Origin of the sequence: Nocardioides sp., from assembly GCF_044226305.1 — a bacterium.
Taxonomy (GTDB): domain Bacteria; phylum Actinomycetota; class Actinomycetes; order Propionibacteriales; family Nocardioidaceae; genus Nocardioides.
On record NZ_JBGAHF010000016.1, the window covers coordinates 1 to 20,606 of the forward strand.

Consider the following 20,606-nt stretch of genomic DNA (forward strand, 5'->3'; position numbering starts at 1 on the left):
AACGGGATAGCGACTCTGACTCCAGCGCGGCCGGCTCACAACCCCAACACCGGCACTTCGGACAAGCCACTCCGGGACCCGCCAGGACCCAGCCTAAACCCGCACTCCCCAAGGTGTCTTGACACAGAGGGGAGCCATGTGTGGGCGTGCTGAGTACCACGTCAGAGGCGGCGCGGCTCCAGCCGCACCAGCTGGGTGACGTGGTCGGGTTCGAGCTCGTCGAGGGTGGTGACGCCGAGCAGGCGCATGGTGCGTTCGACCTGGCCGCGGAGGATCTCGATGGTGCGGTCGACGCCGTCGCGGCCGCCGGCCATCAGGCCGTAGAGGTAGGCGCGGCCGATGAGGGTGAAGTGGGCGCCGTGGGCGAGGGCGGCGACGATGTCCTGGCCGGACATGATCCCGGTGTCCAGGTGCACCTCGACCCCGCGATGGTGCTCACCGACCGCCGTGACGACCTCGGGGAGCAGGTGGAAGGGGACCGGGGCGCGGTCGAGCTGGCGGCCGCCGTGGTTGGAGAGCAGCACGGCGTCGACGCCGGCGTCGGCCAGCCGGCGGGCGTCGTCGACGGTCTGCACGCCCTTGACCACGACCTTGCCGGGCCACTGGTCCTTGATCCAGGCCAGGTCGTCGTAGGTGACGGTGGGGTCGAACATCGTGTCCAGCAGGTCCGCCACCGTGCCCGACCAGGCGTCGAGTGAGGCGAACGCCAGGGGCTCGGTGGTGAGGAAGTTGATCCACCACGCCGGGCGCGGGATCGCGTTCAGCACGGTGCGCGGGCTCAGGGTCGGGGGGATGGTCATCCCGTTGCGCACGTCGCGCAGCCGCGCCCCGGCGACCGGGACGTCGACGGTGACCAGCAGCGTGTCGTAGCCGGCCTGTGCGGCCCGGTCGACCAGCGCCATCGACCGGTCGCGGTCCTTCCACATGTAGAGCTGGAACCAGTTCCGGGCCCCTGACGACGCCGGGGCGGCGGCGGCGACGTCCTCGATCGAGGTGGTGCCCATCGTGGAGAGCGAGAACGGGATGCCGGCCGCGGCGGCTGCGGTCGCGCCGGCGATCTCGCCCTCGGCGTGCATCATCCGGGTGAACCCGGTCGGTGCGATCCCGAACGGCAGCGCGACCCGCTGGCCGAGGACCTCCCGGGAGGTGTCGACGGTCGAGACGTCACGCAGGATCGCCGGACGGAACTCCACGTCCCCGAACGCCTGCCGCGCCCGGGCCAGCGACACCTCCCCGTCCGCGGCTCCGTCGGTGTAGTCGAACGCCGCCCTCGGGGTACGCCGCTTGGCGACCCGGCGCAGGTCCTCGACCGTCAACGCCGCCGCGAGCCGCCGCTGCTTCGGCGACATCGTCGGCTTCTTGAACTTCAGCAGGGGGGCCAGGTCGTGACGCTTGGGCACGTGCCGCTTCACAGGGATGCTCCTCGGCGGGTCGGCTGGTGGACGTCGGGTTCTCCCCGGCACGGTACCCAGCGCTGCCGTCCCGGCCGGTCAGGAGCGGATCGGGGGTGCGGTCGGCCCATCGGGCCGGCTCACTCGTCCCCGGCCCCGTCCTCCCCGAGCCGGGGCATCCGGACGGTCTCCGCGTCCGGCCCCGCCTCCGGGAACACCGGTGCCCGGCGACGAGGTGGGTGGTGGAGCAGCGGGACCCGCGGCGGGACCGGTCGTCGCAGCTCGAGCTGACGGCGGACGCGCTGCGCGAGGTCCAGCTCGCGCTCGACCCGCTTGACCGTGGCGAGCGCGCTCGCCTGGAGCTCGGCGAGGACCGGGTCGTCCACCGCCGTGCCGAGCTCCTCGAGCCGGGCGCGCGCCTCGGGCAGCCCGGCCATCGCCGCCCGCAGCGCCCCGAAGTCGGCCGAGGAGACCTGCCCCGCCGGCGCCGCCTCGAGGCGGACCAGCTCCCCGAAGGCGTCCACGGCGGCCGCGAGGTCGCGGAAGGTCTCGACGAGGACGAGCAGCACGTCCGAGGTGCCGTCGGCCCACGTGGGCCGGCCGGCCGTCGTGTCGGCGAGGGTGCGGTACATCGAGCGCACCGACAAGGCGGTGTGCTCGAGGGACTCGAGCCCGTGTCGCAGGCCCGGCCCGAGGTCTGGCGTGCCCACCGCGCGCACGTTGAGCCGGCGGCTCTGCTCGGCCCGCAGCAGCGCGGCGCCCACCCGCGGCACGTCGTGGTGGGTGATCCGCCGTGCGTCCCCGAGCCACGCTGCCGCAGCTCGGGCGACGGCGTCCGGGTCGCCCGCCAGCTGCTCGAGCGCGTCGGCCGAGCGACGCAGCAGGTCGCTGACCGCGTCGGCCAGCCCCTCGATCTCACGGCCGGCGTCCGAGGTCGGGATGCGGGGCGGGAAGAGCAGGTTGGCGGCGATGCCGACGGCGGCTCCGACGAGCGTCTCCGCGATCCGCTGGCCGGCGGCGGCCTCGGCGCCGAGCGCCCCCACGCCGAGCACGAGCATGCCGCTGATCGCGACCTCGATGAGGTTCGACCGCAGCCGGAGCGCCTGGCCGATCGTGATCGACACGAAGATCAGCACGCCGAGGCTCCACCACTCCAGCGGCACCACGGCCGCGAACGCGGTCGCGAGCGCCACCCCGACCACGACCGCCACCACGCGGTCCAGGCCGCTGGCCAGCAGCGACACGGGCGTCACCTGCACGACGAGCATCGCGGTGAGCGGCGCCAGCAACGGCTGGGTGCCCGGGAAGATCAGGACGGCGACCACGTAGCTCGCGACCGCCGCCACGGTGATGCGCAGCGACCAGAGCACGGCGCCGCGCCACCCGAGGCGGAACCGCCTCGCCTCGCGCGTGAGCCGCCCTCTCCACTCGTGCACGAGGTCAGCATTTCCGTCCGGGCGGTGGACGAAACGGCTCCGGGCGACCGGTCCACGTCCTCGTCGTAGGGGACGTGCGCGACCCTCCGGACTGGCAGGGTGAGGACATGGACGACGCGACGCTCGACGAACGCATCTCCCGCCTGTCCCTGGAGGGCAAGGTCGAGCTGTTGACCGGTGCCTCGATGTTCACCCTGCACGGCGACGACGCGGTCGGCCTGGCGCCGATGGCGTTCTCCGACGGTCCGACGGGCGTGCGCGGCCTGGACTTCACCGGCGGCCCGCTCACCTGCCTGTTCCCGAACGCCACGCTGCTCGCGTCGTCGTGGCGCACCGAGACGGCCGAGGAGGTCGGCCGGCTGCTCGCCGAGGAGGCGGAGCGCCAGCACATCCACGTGGTGCTCGGCCCGACCGTGAACCTGCACCGCAGCCCCCTGGGCGGGCGCCTCTTCGAGGCCTACTCCGAGGACCCACTGCTGACCGGCCGGTTCGCCGCGGCGTACGTCTCCGGCCTGCAGGCGCAGGGGATCGGGGCCTGCGTGAAGCACCTGGTCGCCAACGAGGCCGAGACCGACCGGCACGGCGTCGACAGCGTCGTCGACGAGCGGACGCTGCGCGAGCTCTACCTGCTGCCGTTCGAGATCGCGGTCGAGGACGCCGACCCGTGGTCGCTGATGGCCGCCTACAACAACGTCAACGGCATCCCCGCGACCGAGCAGGGCCCGATCAACAACGGGATCCTCAAGGGCGAATGGGGCTGGACCGGCCTGCTGATGTCGGACTGGTTCGCGACGCAGTCGGCCGGGCCGGCCGCGAACGGCGGCCTGGACCTGGTGATGCCGGGTCCGTTCGGGCCCTGGGGACCCGCGCTGGTCGCAGCCGTCGAGGCGGGCGAGGTCGAGGAGTCCGTCGTCGACGACCACGTCCGGCGGCTGCTGAGGCTGGCCGACCGCGTCGGGGCGCTCGACGAGCCCCGCACGTGGCGCACCGACCTGCCCGAGCCGGGCGGCGACGTACGGCGCGAGCAGCTGACGCGGCTGGCCGCCGAGGGCATGACCGTGCTGGCCAACGACGGCGCCCTGCCGCTGACCCGCGACGCGTCGGTGGCGCTCGTCGGCCGGCCGGCGCTCGAGACCGCCTGCATGGGCGGCGGCTCGGCGGCGGTGCGGGCACCGCACCAGGTGAGCATCGCCGCCGGGCTGACCGCGGCCACGGACGGCGTGAGCGTCGTCGACGGCGTCGCCGTGCGTGGACGGCCCCGGGCGGCGCTGCCCGGCGTCCTCACCGACCCCGTCACCGGCGGGCCCGGCATGCGGGTCCGGATGTACGGACCGTCCGGGGCGCTGCTCTCCGACGCCGTGTCGGAGGAGTCACGCACCGTCGGGTTCATGCCGGACCAGGAGCTGGCCGAGCCGGTCACGCGGGTCGCGCTGTCGGCCGTCGTGCCGGCGGGCGCGATGCGGGTCGGGTTCCTCGGGGTCGGAACCGCGACGGTGACGATCGGGGCGACGTCGTACGACGTCACGCTGGAGTCGGAGTCCACCGACATCGGCGGCGACTTCCTGCGCCCGCCCGGCTGGCAGACCGACGTCGTCCTCGACCAGCCGACCGAGCTGGTCGCCGACCTGACCCTGGGCGGCTGGGCCGGCCTCGGGCTGGTCGCCGAGCCGACGCCACCGACCGACGACGAGGCGATCGCCGCGGCAGTGGCCGCCGCCTCCGCCGCCGACGTCGCGGTCGTCGTCGTCGGGCTCACCGACGAGCAGGAGACCGAGGCCTTCGACAAGTCGACGCTCGCGCTGCCCGGCCGCCAGGACGAGCTGGTCACCGCGGTCGCGGCCGCGGCCCGCCGCACGGTCGTCGTCGTCAACGCCGCCACCCCGGTCCTGATGCCGTGGCGCGACCAGGTCGACGCGATCCTGTGGGCCGGCCTGCCCGGCCAGGAGGGCGGTCACGCCGTCGCCGCCGCGCTGCTCGGCGACATCGAGCCGGCCGGACGGCTGGTCACCTCGTTCCCTGCCGCCGACGGCGCGTCACCGGCGTGGGAGGTCGTCCCGACCGACGGGCGGCTGGTCTACGACGAGGGCGTCCACGTCGGCTACCGCGGGTTCGCCGCCCGCCGGGCTCCCGCCCCGGCGTACTGGCTCGGCTGGGGCCTGGGCTACGGCGAGTGGGAGTACGGCGAGGTCGCGCTCGCCGGCTCGACGCTGACCGTCGGGCTGACCAACGTCTCGGCGCGCGCCTCGCGCGAGGTCGTGCAGGTCTACCTGCAGCCGGCCGAGGACGACCAGCCGATCCGCCTGGTCGGGTGGACGACCGTGTCGCTGGCGGCCGGCGAGAGCCGCGCCGTCGACGTCGCCTGCGACCCGCGCGCCATGCGGACCTGGGCGGACGGGGAATGGCGTCCGCTCACCACCGGCCGGCTGCTGGTCGCCCGCGGCCTCGGCGACCTCCGGGGTGAGGTGGCGCTGCCGGCGTCCGAGGCCTCGCCTCCGCCGGTCGGCTGAACTAGAGTCGGCTGCCGAGCCTGCGGGACGAGGCGTCCCGATCTCGGGTGTGGGCGTGGCCCGAGGAGGGCTCATGTCGGAGGCATTCATCCTGGAGTTCCGCGGTGTCGGAGCCGAGGCGTACCACCGGGTCAACGAGATCCTCGGTGTGGACATGACGGCAGGGACCGGCCTGCCGCCCGGGCTGGCGGCACACACCGGCGCCGCGACCGCCGACGGTCTGCTGGTCCTCGAGGTCTGGGACTCCCGGGAGGCGGCCGGTGAGTTCCTGAGCTCGCGGCTGGGCGCCGCCCTCGCCGAGGCCGGGGTGCCGGAGCCGTCGCGGCGGGAGTGGATGTCGCTCGAGGGCAGCTTCGTCCGCTAGCCGGGTCGCAGCGGCTCCGGCGACCGAGCCGACATGGCGTCCCGGTGGATGCCCGCCAGGTCGCCACCTCGAGCCCGACGTCGAGCGCGCCGTCACAGGAGTCCCTCGAGCCGGGCGGCGAGCGACTCCTCGACGGCCTGGGTGACCGCCGCCTCGACCTGCTGGTCGAGGGTCTCCTGGTCGTCGAGGTTCGCCAGGAGGGTGGGCAGGTCGAGGTCGTCGATCGCGCGGGTGAGGATGTCGTCGGTCTTCAGCGCTGCGTCGACCACCGGGTCCGGGAGCGCCCGGATCGCGGCCTCGAGCAGGGGGTTGAGGTCGGCGTTGTCGAGCGCGTCGTCCACCAGGTCCGACGCCGGCGGCAGGGTGCCGTCCCCCTCCATCCGTCGGACGGCGTCGAGCAGGCCGTCGTGCAGTGCCTCGATCTCGGCGTCCGTGCGGGTGCCGGGCTGGGCGAGCTCCAGCGTCAGCGCCTCGCGGCTGACGCCGAGGCGGCAGGCCGCACCGTCGATCCCGAGCAGCACGAGCCGCTCGGTGAGGCCGTCGATGCCGTCGGCACGTGAGGTGACGGTCCGGGCGGCGCACGGGTCGGCGGGCTCGAGAGGCTCGAACGAGCCGCCTCCGTAGGCGACCTGCACGCCGAGCACGGCACTCACCAGGACGATCGCGAGCGCCGGCAGGCCGACCAGGCGGGAGAGACCGGTCATGGGGTCCTCCTGCGGGGAACGACCACGGTCAGCAGGGCGAGCACCGCGAGCCCGGCGCCGATGAGGAACGAGTCGCGGAAGGCCCAGGTCGCCGCTCGCTCCAGCTGGGCGTCGAGGTCGCGCTCGAGCCGGGCGGCGGCGGGACGTTCCTCCGGCTCGAGGTCCGCCGTCGCGAACGCCTCGGACAGGTCGGGCACCCGACCCCGCTGCTGCACCAGCTCGTGGCCGAGCGCCTGCGCGACCGCGACCCTGTCCTCCGGCAGCAGCGGAGCATCGAGGACCAGGGCGGTGATCGCCTCCTGGGCGGGCACCTGGGCCTCCTCGAGGTCGCCGGTGAAGACCGGCGTCAGGATCGCCAACCCCACGACCACCCCGAGGTGGCGGGCACTGATCGTCCACCCCGCGTGGCGGATCCGCGGCAGGCGCAGCTCCATCGCCTGGGAGGTGAGCCGGTCGATCGTCAGCCCGAGGCCGAGTCCGACCAGCGCCTGGGGCGCGACCGTCCAGACCAGGTCGGCCGAGGGCGGGATCGCGAGGCCGACCAGCCCACCCGCGATGAGGAAGCAGCCCGAGGCGACCTCGACCTCCGGCGGAGGTCCCAGGACCCGGGCGACCGGGCGGGCGGCCAGAGCCGCGAGCGGCACCACCGAGACGGCCAGGGCCGCGACCCCCGGGGACCTGCGCCAGCCCTCGACCAGGAGCAGGACCAGCAGGAACAGCGCCGCGGTGAGCGCCGCCGACAGGAGCGCGAGGGTCAGGAGCGGACGGACTGCGGGCCGGTGCCGGTCCGGTGCCGGCAGGGGGACGGATCCCACGGCGATCGCGGCCGGCACGGCGAGCACGGCGACCGGCACCTGCACCACGAAGATCGCCTGCCACGAGAAGGCCTGGGTGAGCAGCCCGCCGGCGAACGGCCCGATGGCCGTGCCGACCACGCCGGCCGTCACCCAGGCCGCGACGCCGCGGCGCTCGCCGTGCACCGCGACCAGGAGCTCCAGGCAGCCGACCAGCGCCAACGCACCTCCGAGCGCCTGGACGCACCGCGCCGCGATCAGCGCCTCGATCGACGGCGCCACCGCGCACCACGCCGAGGCGGCGGCGAACACGGCGATGCCGGCGGCGCCGACGATCCGTGGCTGGGTCCGGCCGAAGACGACGGCCGTGGGTACGGCGGCGAGCCCCAGCACGAGGTTGAAGGCGATCAGCACCCAGGCCACCTGCTCGACGGAGGCGTCCAGGTTCCGGAGGATGTCGGGCAGCGCGAGCGTCACCACGGCCGAGTCCGCGAGCACCAGCGCGACGGCCACGGCGAGCAGGGCACCCACGACACGACGCACCCGGCCATCCTCGCAGTGCACGCGCCCTCCCCGCGCGCGACGGCCGAAGGCGGCGGACGCGGTCAGGGCGGGCTTCGCAGCCCGGCACATCTACTTCTGAGGGGCCGCTGCTGTCAGCGCTGCGCTGCGAAGAACTCCTCGAGCAGCGCGGCCGACTCCTCGGCCAGCACGCCGGCCACCACCTCGGGTCGGTGGTTGAGCCGGCGGTCGCGCACGACGTCCCAGAGGCTGCCGACCGCGCCGGCCTTGGGGTCCCAGGCACCGAAGACGACCCGGTCGACCCGGGCCAGGACGGCCGCGCCCGCGCACATCGTGCACGGCTCGAGGGTGACCACGAGGGTGTGGCCGTCGAGCCGCCACCCACCGCGGGCGGCGGCCGCGGCGCGCAGCGCGACCACCTCGGCGTGGCCGGTCGGGTCGTGGTCGGCCTCGCGCACGTTGCGGCCGGCCGCGACCGGTGCCCCGTCCGGGCCGAGCACGACGGCGCCGATCGGGACATCGCCGGTCGCCAGCGCGGCGCGCGCCTCGGCGAGGGCGGCCCGCATCGGGCCGACCCACCGCTCGTCGCTCACGCGGACGTGAGGCCGACGATGTCGTCGAAGAGCTTGCCGAACCCGAGGCGGCGCGCGACGTCGGACAGCAGCTCGTCGGGGTAGAGGTCGACGTCGTCGAGCAGCACCCCCATGTCCATCGCGTTCATGCCGAGGTCGCCGAGCAGGTCGAGGTCGCCGGCGGGGCCGTCCTCGTCCTCGTCGTCGGGCTGCGGGAGCCCGAGGAAGTCCACCGCCGAGCTGGCCAGCTCCCACTCGGACGCGGCGGTGAAGTCGGAGAGCAGCACCCGCGTGCTCGCGCCCGCGACGCGCACGATGAGGAAGAAGTCCTCGTCGACCGCCACCATCCCGACCGCGCCCCCGTCACCGGGGAAGCGGCGCAGGGCGTGGACGAGGGTGTCGACGTCCTCGAGCACGTCGAGGACGAGCTCCTCGACGGTCCAGGAGCCGTCCTCGCGGTAGGCGGCGAGGGCGTAGTCCACCGCGTCGGTCTGCTCAGCCATGCCGTACCTCCGCTCGCTGCTCCTGCTTCCGGTCCCGGTCGCCCTCCAGAGTGGCAGACCGGTGGCACCCGGCCAACCCCCTTTGGGCCTGCGGGTGCGAGGTCCAAGTGCCTGCCCGGGCCCTGTGGGGGGCGGTCGGGGTGCCCTAGGGTTCGGGCATGCGCACGCACGTCGTCGACCACCCGCTCGTGGCCCACAAGCTGACCCACCTCCGTGACGAGCGGACCGACTCCCCGACCTTCCGCCGCCTGGCCGACGAGCTGGTGACCCTGCTCGCCTACGAGGCGACCCGCGACGTCCGGGTGGCGCCCCACGAGATCGTCACACCGGTCGCGCCGACGACCGGCGTCTCGCTCGCGTCGCCGAAGCCCCTGGTCGTGCCGATCCTGCGGGCCGGCCTCGGCATGCTCGACGGGATGATGCGGCTGCTGCCGACCGCCGAGGTCGGCTTCCTCGGCATGATCCGCAACGAGGAGACGCTCGAGGCGTCGACGTACGCCGAGCGGCTGCCCGACGACCTGTCCGGCCGGCAGTGCTACGTGCTCGACCCGATGCTCGCGACCGGCGGCACCCTGGCCGCCGCGATCCGCTTCCTCACCGACCGCGGCGCCGACGACATCACCGCGATCTGCCTGCTCGCCGCGCCCGAGGGCTGCGCACGCCTCGAGCGCGACCTCGAGGGCCTCGACGTCCCGGTCACCGTGGTGACCGCGGCGATGGACGAGCGGCTCAACGACAAGGGCTACATCGTCCCGGGGCTCGGCGACGCCGGCGACCGGTTGTACGGCGTGGTGGGCTGACCGCCCTCCGCGCACTCAGCCCGGGAAGATCTGCACGGTGCCGGTGGCCACGAGCACCAGCAGCACCAGCACGAGCAGGCCGAGGGCGACGTAGGCCCACTCCTTGGAGACCCGGCTCTCGTCGGACTCGGGCGCGTCGTAGCGGTGCCCGTCGGGGCGGGCCAGGCGCTCGTCGTCGTCGGTCATGCCCGGTCAACGAGGCACGGACCGGAACGTCCCGTGTGATCCCCGTGACCTCGGCACGCGTGTTCGGCCCGGTTCGTACAGTGGAGTCGTGACCGGACCGAGCGAGGAGTCGAGCGGCGACCGACCGGGTCCGGACTGGCAGCGCCTCGACCTGCAGCGGCCCGACGAGGACTTCCGGCGCTTCCTGCTCGAGCACCGGTTCGGCATGGACGAGGTCGTCACCAAGCTCAACATCCTGCGCGACGAGTTCGCCCACCTGCACGACTACAACCCGATCGAGACCGTCTCCGCCCGGCTGAAGACGCCCGAGAGCCTGCTCGAGAAGATCGCGCGCAAGGGGCTCTCGCTCGAGGAGCGGCCGTCCTTCGACGCCGTCCGGGACCGGGTCACCGACATCGCCGGCGTGCGGGTCGTCTGCAGCTTCACCTCCGACGTCTACCGCGTCTTCGAGCTGCTGACCGAGCAGCCGGACATCACGACGGTCGAGGTGCGCGACTACGTCGCGACCCCGAAGCCCAACGGCTACCGGAGCCTGCACGCGCTCGTCGAGGTGCCGGTCTTCCTCTCGGGTGGGGCGACCCCGGTGACGGTCGAGGTGCAGTTCCGCACGGTCGCGATGGACTTCTGGGCCAGCCTGGAGCACAAGATCCACTACAAGTACCGCCACGACGTGCCCGCCGAGCTGCTCGACCGGCTGCGCGAGGCGGCGGAGACCTCCTACGCCCTCGACGAGACGATGGAGCGCCTCCACCAGGAGGTGCGCGGCCTCGAGGACCTGCCCGACGCGGTCGTGGCCGAGCTCCGCGGCGGGGCCGCCCACCCGGACGCCCGTCTGGTCGCGGCGCTGCGCCGGATCGGGGATCAGCTGCCGGAGCCGGCCGAGGGCGTCAGCGCGAACGACTCCAGCTCCTCGTAGCGCGGCCGCCCGCCTGCACCCTCGCCGAGGTACGACGCCACCAGCACCACCCGGTCCGCGACCCAGCGCGGCCCGGCGTAGGAGTCGAGCAGCCGGACCCAGTCCGAGACCTCGGTCGGGCGGCCCAGGCGTGCCAGGGTGACGTGCGGCCGGAACCGCTGCCCGTCCAGGGCGATCCCGGCGCGGTTGGCCGCTGCCCGGCAGCCGGTCGCGAGCCGGTCCAGCTCGGTGCGCGCGGGCTCGTCGAGGTCGAGGCCGGCCCACAGCACCCGCGCCCGGCCGGCGTTCGGGAACGCGCCGCCGCCGGCCACGGCCGTCTCGAACGCGGTCCGGCGCGCCGCCGCACGGGCCAGCCGCTCGATCAGGTCGTCGAGCCGCCGCTCCTCCACCTCGGCCAGGAACGCCAGGGTGAGGTGCAGCTGCTCCCGGGTCGCCCACCGGTACGGCGCGGCAGCCCGTCGTACGTCGAGGAACCCGTCGAGGTGGTCGACGGCCTCGGGCGGCGGCACCAGGGCCGCGAACATCCGCAGGGTGGCCGCCATCAGCCGATCTGGGTGCCCAACGCGGAGCCGATCCCGTAGGTGACCGCCATCGCGAACACCCCGCCGGCGACGTTGCGCAGCACCGCGCGGCCCGGGCGGGCGTAGCCGAGCCGCGCGCTCACGAAGCCGGTGAGCGCGAGCGTGACGACCACGACGGCGACGGTCACCCAGATCCGCGCGGACTCCGGCGCGAGCAGGATCGTGAGCAGCGGGAGGAGGGCGCCGGCGGTGAAGGCGAGCATCGAGGCCCAGGCGGCGTGCCACGGGCTGGTGATGTCGTCGGGGTCGATCCCGAGCTCGGCCTCGGCGTGCGCTCCGAGCGCGTCGTGCGCGGTGAGCGCCGTCGCGACCTCGAGGGCGAGGGCCTCGTCGAGGCCCTTCTCCATGTAGATGCCGGTCAGCTCGGCGAGCTCCTCCTCCGGCTCCTCGCGCAGCTCGCGCCGCTCCTTGGCCAAGATGGCGAGCTCGGAGTCGCGCTGGGTGCTGACCGAGACGTACTCCCCCGCGGCCATGCTCATCGCACCCGCGGCGAGGCCGGCGACGCCCGCGACCATGATCGCCGTGCGGTCGCTGGTGGCGCCGGCGACGCCGATCACGATGCCGGCGGTCGACACGACCCCGTCGTTCGCACCCAGGACGGCGGCGCGCAGCCAGTTGAGCCGGCTCTTCAGCCCGTTCTGGTGGGGTTCGTCGGCGTGGGGGCCGACCGGGGCCTCGATGTCACCGGCGGTCATGTCCGCATCCAAACCCGCGGCGGGCAGGGCTGCAAGCAAGGGTTGCCTGCGCTCACGCGTCCTGCCCCGCCTCCTGCGGCTCCTCGATCCGCCGCGGCATGAGCGCCCCCACACCCAGTAGCGCGACGGCGGCGATCGCCGAGGCGAGGAGGACGTCGTGGATCGCGGGCTCGAGGACCGACGCGGTGAGGTCCGCGACGTTCGGGACCCCGCGACCGAGGCTGGTCGCGACCTCGTGGTTGACGATCGCGCCGAAGACGGCCACCCCGAGGGCGCTGCCGACCGAGCGGGCGAACATCGTGGACCCGGTGGCGACGCCGCGGTCCTGCCAGGTCACCGAGGACTGGGCGGCGATGATCGACGGGCTCGCGACCAGCCCGAAGCCGATGCCCATCACGAAGCAGGGCACGGCGAGCGTGAGCAGCGAGCTGTGCGGGCCGATCAGGAGCAGCAGGGCCGCGCCCACGGCGCCGATCACGCCGCCGATCAGCATCGTGGCGCGGAACCCGAGGGTGAGGTAGAGGCGACCGGAGTTCGACGCCGCGATCGGCCAGCCCAGGGTCATCGCCGCGAGGGCGAACCCGGCGGCGACGGCGCCGTACCCGAGCACGCTCTGGGCGTAGAGCGGGATGTAGGTCGTCAGGCCCATCATCAGCACCCCGACGACCAGCGACGCGGCCATCGCCGCGACCAGCACGCGGTGCCGCAGCAGCCAGAGCGGCAGCACCGGCTCGGCGGCCCGCCGCTCCGCCAGGACGAACCCGGCGAGCAGCACCGCGGCGGTCAGGAAGAGCCCCACGCTGGTGGGCGAGCCCCACGCCCAGCGGACCCCGCCCTCGAGCAGGGCCAGCAGGAGCAGCACGCCGCCGGCGGTGAGCAGCAGCGACCCGGCGTAGTCGATCCGGTGCCGGCGCCGCTCGACCTGCTCGTGGAGGTTGCGCCAGATCATCGCCGCTGCGACGAGGCCGAGCGGCAGGTTGATGAGGAAGATCCAGCGCCACGAGGCGTAGTCGGCGAACACCCCGCCCAGGGTCGGGCCGACCACCGAGGCGATCGCCCAGACCCCGGCGACGTAGCCCTGGACCTTGGCCCGCTCCTCGAGGGAGTAGATGTCGCCGACGATCGTCATGCTCATCGGCTGGACCGCGCCGGCGCCGAGCCCCTGGACCGCGCGGAAGGCGATCAGGGCGCCCATGCTCCAGGCCACGCCGCACAGCAGCGAGCCGAGCACGAACAGCCCGATGCCGACCAGCATCACCGGCTTGCGCCCGAACTGGTCGGCGAGCTTGGAGTAGACCGGCACGGTGACCGCCTGCGCCAGCAGGTAGATCGAGAACAGCCACGGGAACTGGGTGAACCCGCCCAGGTCCTCGACCACGGCCGGGACGGCGGTGGCGAGGATCGTGGAGTCGATCGCCACGAGCGCGAGGCTCAGCATCACCGCGAGGAGCACGGGCCCGCGGTCGCTGCGCAGCCCGACGCTGGCCCGGGACACCTCGTTCACCGTCACGAGGGCCCAACCGGGGCGGACGGCGCATTTGTTCCCCCGGTCGTTCCTCTAGCGTCGACGTGACGAAGGCCGTGTTCGCGGCAGCGGTGATCGGGGTACAGGTGTGCTTGGATCGATCAAAGCCGGGGGTGGACGAGGTGGAGGGTGCTGTGGAGAGCTGGCCGGGACAGCCGTATCCGTTGGGCGCGACGTTCGACGGGAGCGGGACGAACTTCGCGTTGTTCAGCGAGGTCGCCGAGAAGGTGGAGCTGTGCCTCTTCGACGCCGCCGGGGAGGAGACCCGGGTCGAGCTGACCGAGGTCGACGCCTACGTGTGGCACTGCTACCTGCCCTCGGTGCAGCCGGGGCAGCGCTACGGCTACCGGGTGCACGGACCCTGGGAGCCCGAGAAGGGACTGCGCTGCAACCCCAACAAGCTGCTGCTCGACCCCTACGCCAAGGCGACGACGGGCGAGATCGACTGGGACCAGGCGCTGTTCTCCTACAACTTCGGTGCCGAGGACTCGCGCAACGACGACGACTCGGCGCCGCACATGACGCACGGCGTCGTCATCAACCCGTTCTTCGACTGGGAGGGCGACCGCCGGCCGCACCGTCCCTACAACGAGTCGGTGATCTACGAGGCCCACGTCAAGGGCCTCACCCAGCTGCACCCCGAGGTGCCCGAGGAGATGCGCGGCACCTACGCCGGGCTCGCGCACCCGGCGATCGTCGACCACCTCACCAAGCTCGGCATCACCGCGATCGAGCTGATGCCGGTGCACCAGTTCGTGCAGGACAGCGTGCTGCTCGACAAGGGTCTGCGGAACTACTGGGGCTACAACACCCTCGGCTTCTTCGCCCCGCACGAGGACTACTCCGTGGCCGCCCGCGAGGAGCAGGCGCTCGGCCAGCAGGTGCAGGAGTTCAAGTCGCTGGTCAAGGCCATGCACGCGGCCGACATCGAGGTCATCCTCGACGTGGTCTACAACCACACCGCCGAGGGCAACCACCTCGGCCCGACGCTCAGCTTCAAGGGCATCGACAACGCGGCGTACTACCGCCTGGTCGAGGACGACCTGCGCTACTACATGGACTACACCGGCACCGGCAACAGCCTCAACGTGCGGCACCCGCACTCGCTCCAGCTGATCATGGACTCGCTGCGCTACTGGGTGACCGAGATGCACGTCGACGGCTTCCGGTTCGACCTCGCCTCGACCCTGGCGCGCGAGTTCTACGACGTCGACCGGCTGTCGACGTTCTTCGAGCTCGTGCAGCAGGACCCGGTCGTCAGCCAGGTCAAGCTGATCGCCGAGCCCTGGGACATCGGCCCCGGCGGCTACCAGGTCGGCGGCTTCCCGCCGCAGTGGACCGAGTGGAACGGCAAGTACCGCGACACCGTCCGCGACTTCTGGCGCGGCGAGCCGTCGCTCGGCGAGTTCGCGTCGCGACTGGCCGGCTCGGCGGACCTCTACGAGCACACCGGCCGGCGCCCGGTCGCGAGCATCAACTTCATCACCGCCCACGACGGCTTCACGCTCCGCGACCTGGTGTCCTACGACGAGAAGCACAACGAGGCGAACGGCGAGGACAACAACGACGGCGAGAGCCACAACCGGTCGTGGAACCACGGTGTCGAGGGCCCGACCGACGACCCGGAGATCCTCGGCGCCCGCGCCCGCGCCCAGCGCAACTTCATCGCCACGCTGCTGCTCAGCCAGGGCGTGCCGATGCTGCTGCACGGCGACGAGCTCGGCCGCACCCAGCAGGGCAACAACAACACCTACGCCCAGGACTCCGAGATCAGCTGGGTGCACTGGGACGACGTCGACCAGCCGCTGGTCGAGTTCACCGCGGCGGTGGCGCGGCTCCGACGCGAGCACCCGACCTTCCACCGCAAGCGGTTCTTCACCGGGGACGCCGTCCGGGTCGCCGACGGTGGCGACGGCGACCGCCTCAACGACATCGTCTGGCTGCACCTCGACGGCCGGCCGATGGAGGACGCCGACTGGAACGGCGGCGCGCAGGCGCTCGGCATGTACCTCAACGGCCACGGCATCGCCAGCGTCGACGCCCGCGGCCGCACGATCGTCGACGACCACTTCCTGCTCTACTTCAACGCCGACGGCGAGGCCGTGGTCACCCTGCCCAACGAGGAGTACGCCGACGCGTGGGAGGTCGTGATCGACACCGGCGGCTCGGCCGACGACACGGGGATCCTCCCGGCCGGCGGCAAGCTCACGCTCCCGCACCGCAGCATGGTCGTGCTGCGCGAGCGCCTCGAGCCCGAGGTCGAGCCCGACCACTCGGTCGCGGCCTCGGTCGCCCAGGCCCGGAAGCAGTGAGCCTGGCGATGCGCGTCCCGGCGTCGACGTACCGGCTGCAGATCACGCCCGAGTTCGACCTGTTCGAGGCGGCCCGCCGGCTGCCGTACCTGCACGACCTCGGCGTCGACTGGGTCTACCTGTCGCCGATCCTGCCCTCCGAGCCCGGCAGCCAGCACGGGTACGACGTGGTCGGGTTCGACCGCGTCGACCCGCAGCGCGGCGGCTCCGAGGGGCTCGCGGCGCTGTCCGCCGAGGCCCGTCGGCTCGGCATGGGCGTGCTGGTCGACATCGTCCCGAACCACGTCGGGATCGCGACCCCGGCCGAGAACCCGTGGTGGTGGGACGTCCTGCGGCTCGGCCGCGAGTCCGAGCACGCGACGGCGTTCGACGTCGACTGGGCCGCCGGCGACGGACGCATCCTGGTCCCGGTCGTCGGGGACGGTGACGAGGGCTCGATCCGCATCGAGGACGGCCCGGACGGCCCCGAGGTCCGCTACCACGACCAGCGCTTCCCGATGGCGCCCGGCACCACCACGCTCGAGGAGCAGCACTACGCGCTGGTGAACTGGCGGCGCGCCGACACCGACCTCAACTACCGGCGGTTCTTCGCGGTCAACACCCTCGCGGCCGTGCGGGTGGAGGACCCCGAGGTGTTCGCCGCGAGCCACGCCGAGGTCCGGCGCTGGTTCGAGGAGGGTCTCGTCGACGGGCTCCGCGTCGACCACCCCGATGGCCTGCGCTTCCCGGGGCGCTACCTCGACGACCTCGCCGACCTGACCGGCGGCGCCTACGTCCTGGTCGAGAAGATCCTGGAGCCGGGCGAGGAGCTGCCGCGGGACTGGGCGACGGCGGGCACCACGGGCTACGACGCGCTCGCACACATCGACCGGGTCCTCACCGACCCGGCGGGCGAGAAGCCGCTCGATGCGCTCGAGACCAGGCTCCGCGGAGGCTGGCTGCACTGGCCGTCGTACGTCGAGGCGATGAAGCTCCGCGTCGCCAACGGCATCCTCAACGCCGAGGTCCGCCGGATCGTGCGCGAGATCCGCCGCACCGACGACTCGGTGCCCGAGGGCGAGCTCCGGGACGCCGTCGCGTGGACGCTCGCGGCGTTCCCGGTCTACCGCTCCTACCTGCCCGAGGGGCGCCAGCACCTCGACGAGGCGCTCGAGTCCGCTCGGATCCAGAGCCAGCAGTTCGAGGACTTCCGTGCGGTCGACCTGCTCGAGCGGGTGCTGGCCGACCCGTGGATCCAGCCGGCCCGGCGGTTCCAGCAGACCAGCGGCATGGTGATGGCCAAGGGCGTCGAGGACTGCGCGTTCTACCGCTGGGCGCGCCTCACCTCGCTCAACGAGGTCGGCGGCGACCCGAGCGTGTTCTCGCTCGACGTCGACGGCTTCCACGAGGCGATGGCCGTGCGACAGCGGGACTGGCCGCACGCGATGACGACGCTGTCGACCCACGACACCAAGCGCGGCGAGGACGTGCGGGCGCGGATCACCGTGCTCGCCGAGATCCCGGACGTCTGGGCGGCGGCGCTGGACGAGCTCCTGCGGCTCGCGCCGGTCCCCGACCCGGCCTTCGGGTCCCTGCTGTGGCAGGCGGTCCTCGGCGCCTGGACGCCTGACCACCTCCCCGACCTGCCGGAGCGCCTCCACGGGTACGCCGAGAAGGCGATGCGCGAGGCCGGCGACCGCACCACGTGGACCGAGCCCGACGAGGCCTACGAGGCCGCGGTGCACGCCGCAGTCGACACGGTCTTCACGTCGGCGGACGTGCAGCGGGTGCTCGGCGACCTCGCCGCCCGCGTCGACGCCCCCGGCCGCTCGAACGCGCTCGCCGCGAAGCTGCTCGCGATCACCCTCCCCGGCGTGCCCGACGTCTACCAGGGCAGCGAGCTGTGGGAGACGTCGCTGGTCGACCCGGACAACCGCCGGCCGGTCGACTTCGACCACCGGGCCGCGGTGCTGGCCGGGGAGGACGGCGACGACGCGGTCGACAAGCTGCACGTCACCTGCACCGCGCTGACCCTGCGCCGCGACCGGCCCGAGCTCTTCACGTCCTACACCCCCGTCGCCGCCGAGGGGGACGCCGCCGGCCACGTGCTGGCGTTCGACCGCGGCGGCGCGATCACGGTCGCGACCCGGCTCCCGGTCGGGCTCGAGGCCGCGGGCGGCTGGGGCGACACCACGCTCACGCTGCCGCCAGGCAGGTGGCACGACGCGCTCACGGGCGCGCCCGCCTCGCCACGGCTCGCCGACCTGCTCCGCGACCTGCCGGTCGCCCTGCTGGTGAGGGAGGACGCGTGAAGCCAGGACGCGGACCGTTCGACGTCTGGGCGCCCCGCGCCGACCGCCTCCGCGTGGTCATCGGCGGCGAGACGGTCGAGATGACCCGGGGCGCCGACGGCTGGTGGACACCGGCCGAGCCCACGCCCGACGTCGCCGGCGCGGCGGTCGACTACGGCTACCTCATCGACGACGAGGACACCCCGCGGCCGGATCCGCGCTCGCGCCGCCAGCCGGCCGGGGTGCACCAGCTGTCCCGCACCGACGACCCGGCGACGTACCGCTGGAACGACGCTGGGTGGACCGGCCGCCAGCTCGCCGGGTCGGTGATCTACGAGCTGCACGTCGGGACGTTCACGCCGGAGGGCACCTTCGACGCCGCGCTCGGGAGGATCGACCACCTCCGCGAGATCGGCGTCGACCTCGTCGAGCTGATGCCGGTCAACGCGTTCAACGGCACCCACAACTGGGGGTACGACGGCGTCGCCTGGTTCGCGGTCCACGAGGGCTACGGCGGCCCGGACGGCTACCGCCGGTTCGTCGACGGCTGCCACGCCGCCGGCCTGGGCGTGATCCAGGACGTCGTCTACAACCACCTCGGACCGTCGGGCAACTACCTGCCCGAGTTCGGGCCCTACCTCAAGGACGGCGCCAACACCTGGGGCGACCTGGTGAACCTCGACGGCCCGGACTCCGACGAGGTGCGCCGCTACGTCCTCGACAACGTTCGGATGTGGCTCGAGGACTACCACGTCGACGGCCTGCGCCTCGACGCCGTGCACGCCCTCAGCGACTCCGGCCACCAGCACCTGCTGGAGGAGATGGCGGTCGAGGTGGCCGCGCTGTCGGCGTACCAGCGCCGGCCGCTCACCCTGATCGCCGAGTCCGACCTCAACGACACCCGCCTGGTGCGGCCGCGCGAGGCCGGCGGCTACGGGCTGGACGCGCAGTGGAGCGACGACTTCCACCACGCGCTGCACGTCGCGCTCACCGGCGAGACCGCCGGCTACTACGCCGACTTCGAGCCGCTCTCGGCGCTGGCGAAGGTCTGCGAGCAGGGGTTCTTCCACGACGGCACCTGGTCGTCGTTCCGCGGCCGCTACCACGGGTTCCCCGTCGACCGGCGGGCGATGCCGGCCTGGCGCCTGGTCGTGTGCAACCAGAACCACGACCAGATCGGCAACCGGGCCCGGGGCGACCGGTTCACCGAGGCCCTCGACGAGCACCAGCTCGGGTGCGCGGCGATGCTGACGCTCTGCGGGCCGTTCACCCCGATGCTGTTCATGGGCGAGGAGTGGGCGGCGTCCTCGCCGTTCCAGTTCTTCACCTCCCACCCCGAGCCCGAGCTCGGCACCGCGACCGCCGAGGGGCGGATCCGCGAGTTCGAGCAGATGGGGTGGGACCCCGACGTCGTGCCGGACCCTCAGCACCCGGAGACCTACCAGCGCTCGAACCTGGACTGGACCGAGCTGGCGTCGGGGCGGCACGCCCGGCTGCTCGAGGTCTACCGCGCGCTGGCCCGGCTCCGGCGCGAGCGGCCGGAGCTGACCGACCCGTCGTTCCTCTCGGTCTCGTGCACCGCCGACGAGGACAGCCGCGTCTTCACGATGCGGCGTGGCGACCTGCTGGTGGTGGCGAACTTCGGCGACGCGGACGTCGAGCTGCCCGTCGAGGCCGGCGGGCTGCTGTTCGCGACCGGTGAGGGCGTCGGCCTCGAGGCCGGCACCCTCACCCTGCCCGCGCACGCGGGCGCGGTCGTCAGCCGGTGAGGTTGTTGAGGTCGACCTGGTCGTCCTCGGCCGGCGCCTCGACGCTGATGTCGGCGTCGAAGTCGGAGAACGTCACGGTGCCGGTGTCCTCGCCGTCGGTCTTCTCGATCTTGACGAGGTAGTGCGGGTCGTCGACCAGCACGTAGCCGGTCGAGTTGCCGTTCTCGGGGTCCTCGTTGTCGATCTTGACGACGTCGTCCCCGTCGACCGTGTCGGTCCCGGCCTTCTTGTAGGTCGACCCGTCGTTCTCGTCCTTGAGCATCTGGTCGAGCAGGTCGTTGGCGTTGCAGAACTGCGTCAGCGAGTCGGCGGTGTCCGGGATGACGACCCACTTGTCGCCGACCATCGACATGATCTGGTCGGCGCTGCCGCCGGCGAAGGACTGCCAGAACGCGTCGTCCGGCTTCATCCAGGTCGTCCCGTCCACGCCGAGCAGCTCGGCCTTGCCGTCTCCGATCCCGATCGTGCCGGTGCAGTTGCCGTCGCCGTCGGCCTGCAGGTCGAGGCTGATCGCCTGGCCGCCGGAGGTGATGTCGCCGGAGACCTTCACCGAGGTGAGGTCGCCCATGTCCGACTTCGCCGCCTTGACGATGTCGTCGGCCGACTCGTCCGCGAAGCCGCTGTCGCTGCCACCGCAGGCGGTCATCACCGCCACGGCCCCGAGACCTGCCACTGCCAGTCCGATCCTTGCCACAGGTCCTCCACGCAGGTCCGGGTCGGCTCGCTGCCGACCGTCAGCCGCACCGTACCCTCCGCAGC

The 20,606-nt window shown here is 73.2% G+C and carries 18 protein-coding genes; 7 read left to right on the forward strand and 11 right to left on the reverse strand.

All coding sequences use genetic code 11. The annotated features are described in order from the left end of the window. Positions 1 to 161: 161 nt before the first annotated feature. Both ACILQ5_RS15885 and ACILQ5_RS15890 read right to left on the reverse strand, forming a co-directional pair. Entirely contained in the window at positions 162 to 1,412 is a 1,251-nt protein-coding gene (locus tag ACILQ5_RS15885) for an alpha-hydroxy-acid oxidizing protein (protein WP_395658997.1), read from the reverse strand. 119 nt (positions 1,413 to 1,531) lie between these two features. Further along, positions 1,532 to 2,827: an aromatic acid exporter family protein gene (locus ACILQ5_RS15890; protein ID WP_395658998.1), complete on the reverse strand. Its 1,296-nt coding sequence runs from the start codon at positions 2,825 to 2,827 to the stop codon at positions 1,532 to 1,534. 107 nt (positions 2,828 to 2,934) lie between these two features. On the opposite strand from ACILQ5_RS15890, the gene ACILQ5_RS15895 reads away from it, so the two are divergent. After that, positions 2,935 to 5,334 (forward strand): glycoside hydrolase family 3 C-terminal domain-containing protein, encoded by a 2,400-nt coding sequence (locus tag ACILQ5_RS15895; RefSeq protein WP_395658999.1) that lies wholly within the window; start codon positions 2,935 to 2,937, stop codon positions 5,332 to 5,334. Between the two features lie 73 nt (positions 5,335 to 5,407). Further along, positions 5,408 to 5,698, forward strand: coding sequence for a hypothetical protein (locus tag ACILQ5_RS15900; RefSeq protein ID WP_395659000.1), 291 nt, complete (start codon positions 5,408 to 5,410; stop codon positions 5,696 to 5,698). 92 nt (positions 5,699 to 5,790) lie between these two features. On the opposite strand, the gene ACILQ5_RS15905 is transcribed toward ACILQ5_RS15900, so the two are convergent. The 4 genes from ACILQ5_RS15905 to ACILQ5_RS15920 form a co-directional block, all read right to left on the reverse strand. Next, complete coding sequence (locus ACILQ5_RS15905; protein WP_395659001.1) at positions 5,791 to 6,402, reverse strand: hypothetical protein; 612 nt, start codon at positions 6,400 to 6,402, stop codon at positions 5,791 to 5,793. Beyond that, a complete protein-coding gene (locus tag ACILQ5_RS15910) occupies positions 6,399 to 7,739 on the reverse strand; it encodes an MFS transporter (protein ID WP_395659002.1) in 1,341 nt (446 codons plus the stop codon). Before ACILQ5_RS15910 ends, ACILQ5_RS15905 begins: the two co-directional genes overlap by 4 nt. A 113-nt stretch (positions 7,740 to 7,852) precedes the next feature. Continuing rightward, positions 7,853 to 8,284 (reverse strand): nucleoside deaminase, encoded by a 432-nt coding sequence (locus tag ACILQ5_RS15915; protein WP_395659087.1) that lies wholly within the window; start codon positions 8,282 to 8,284, stop codon positions 7,853 to 7,855. Between the two features lie 23 nt (positions 8,285 to 8,307). Further along, positions 8,308 to 8,793, reverse strand: a complete 486-nt coding sequence (locus ACILQ5_RS15920; RefSeq protein WP_395659003.1) for a tRNA adenosine deaminase-associated protein — start codon at positions 8,791 to 8,793, stop codon at positions 8,308 to 8,310. A gap of 158 nt (positions 8,794 to 8,951) precedes the next feature. Here ACILQ5_RS15920 and upp point away from each other — a divergent pair, with 158 nt between their 5' ends. Then, the gene (upp, locus tag ACILQ5_RS15925; RefSeq protein ID WP_395659004.1) at positions 8,952 to 9,593 is read left to right on the forward strand and encodes a uracil phosphoribosyltransferase; all 642 of its coding nucleotides are present in this window, start codon (positions 8,952 to 8,954) and stop codon (positions 9,591 to 9,593) included. 15 nt (positions 9,594 to 9,608) lie between these two features. Here the strand turns inward: upp and ACILQ5_RS15930 are convergent, their stop codons facing one another. Further along, positions 9,609 to 9,779 (reverse strand): hypothetical protein, encoded by a 171-nt coding sequence (locus tag ACILQ5_RS15930; protein WP_395659005.1) that lies wholly within the window; start codon positions 9,777 to 9,779, stop codon positions 9,609 to 9,611. 88 nt (positions 9,780 to 9,867) lie between these two features. Between ACILQ5_RS15930 and ACILQ5_RS15935 the strand changes: the two genes are divergently transcribed. Then, positions 9,868 to 10,695: a GTP pyrophosphokinase family protein gene (locus ACILQ5_RS15935; RefSeq protein ID WP_395659006.1), complete on the forward strand. Its 828-nt coding sequence runs from the start codon at positions 9,868 to 9,870 to the stop codon at positions 10,693 to 10,695. On the opposite strand, the gene thpR is transcribed toward ACILQ5_RS15935, so the two are convergent. The 3 genes from thpR to ACILQ5_RS15950 are packed head-to-tail and all read right to left on the reverse strand — an operon-like array spanning position 10,641 to position 13,466. Continuing rightward, positions 10,641 to 11,237, reverse strand: coding sequence for an RNA 2',3'-cyclic phosphodiesterase (thpR, locus tag ACILQ5_RS15940; protein ID WP_395659007.1), 597 nt, complete (start codon positions 11,235 to 11,237; stop codon positions 10,641 to 10,643). The genes ACILQ5_RS15935 and thpR overlap by 55 nt on opposite strands. Beyond that, the gene (locus tag ACILQ5_RS15945) at positions 11,237 to 11,971 is read right to left on the reverse strand and encodes a VIT1/CCC1 transporter family protein (protein WP_395659008.1); all 735 of its coding nucleotides are present in this window, start codon (positions 11,969 to 11,971) and stop codon (positions 11,237 to 11,239) included. The genes thpR and ACILQ5_RS15945 overlap by 1 nt, the downstream gene beginning before the upstream one ends. Before the next feature lie 52 nt (positions 11,972 to 12,023). Beyond that, positions 12,024 to 13,466: an MDR family MFS transporter gene (locus ACILQ5_RS15950; protein ID WP_395659009.1), complete on the reverse strand. Its 1,443-nt coding sequence runs from the start codon at positions 13,464 to 13,466 to the stop codon at positions 12,024 to 12,026. Between the two features lie 164 nt (positions 13,467 to 13,630). Here ACILQ5_RS15950 and glgX point away from each other — a divergent pair, with 164 nt between their 5' ends. The 3 genes from glgX to treZ are packed head-to-tail and all read left to right on the forward strand — an operon-like array spanning position 13,631 to position 19,847. Next, on the forward strand, positions 13,631 to 15,808 hold the full coding sequence (gene glgX, locus ACILQ5_RS15955) for a glycogen debranching protein GlgX (protein WP_395659088.1): 2,178 nt from the start codon (positions 13,631 to 13,633) through the stop codon (positions 15,806 to 15,808). Next, positions 15,805 to 18,099, forward strand: a complete 2,295-nt coding sequence (gene treY / locus ACILQ5_RS15960; RefSeq protein WP_395659010.1) for a malto-oligosyltrehalose synthase — start codon at positions 15,805 to 15,807, stop codon at positions 18,097 to 18,099. Before glgX ends, treY begins: the two co-directional genes overlap by 4 nt. Next, positions 18,096 to 19,847, forward strand: a complete 1,752-nt coding sequence (treZ, locus tag ACILQ5_RS15965) for a malto-oligosyltrehalose trehalohydrolase (protein WP_395659011.1) — start codon at positions 18,096 to 18,098, stop codon at positions 19,845 to 19,847. The genes treY and treZ overlap by 4 nt, the downstream gene beginning before the upstream one ends. On the opposite strand, the gene ACILQ5_RS15970 is transcribed toward treZ, so the two are convergent. After that, the gene (locus ACILQ5_RS15970) at positions 19,837 to 20,520 is read right to left on the reverse strand and encodes a hypothetical protein (protein WP_395659012.1); all 684 of its coding nucleotides are present in this window, start codon (positions 20,518 to 20,520) and stop codon (positions 19,837 to 19,839) included. The genes treZ and ACILQ5_RS15970 overlap by 11 nt on opposite strands. Positions 20,521 to 20,606: the final 86 nt, after the last annotated feature.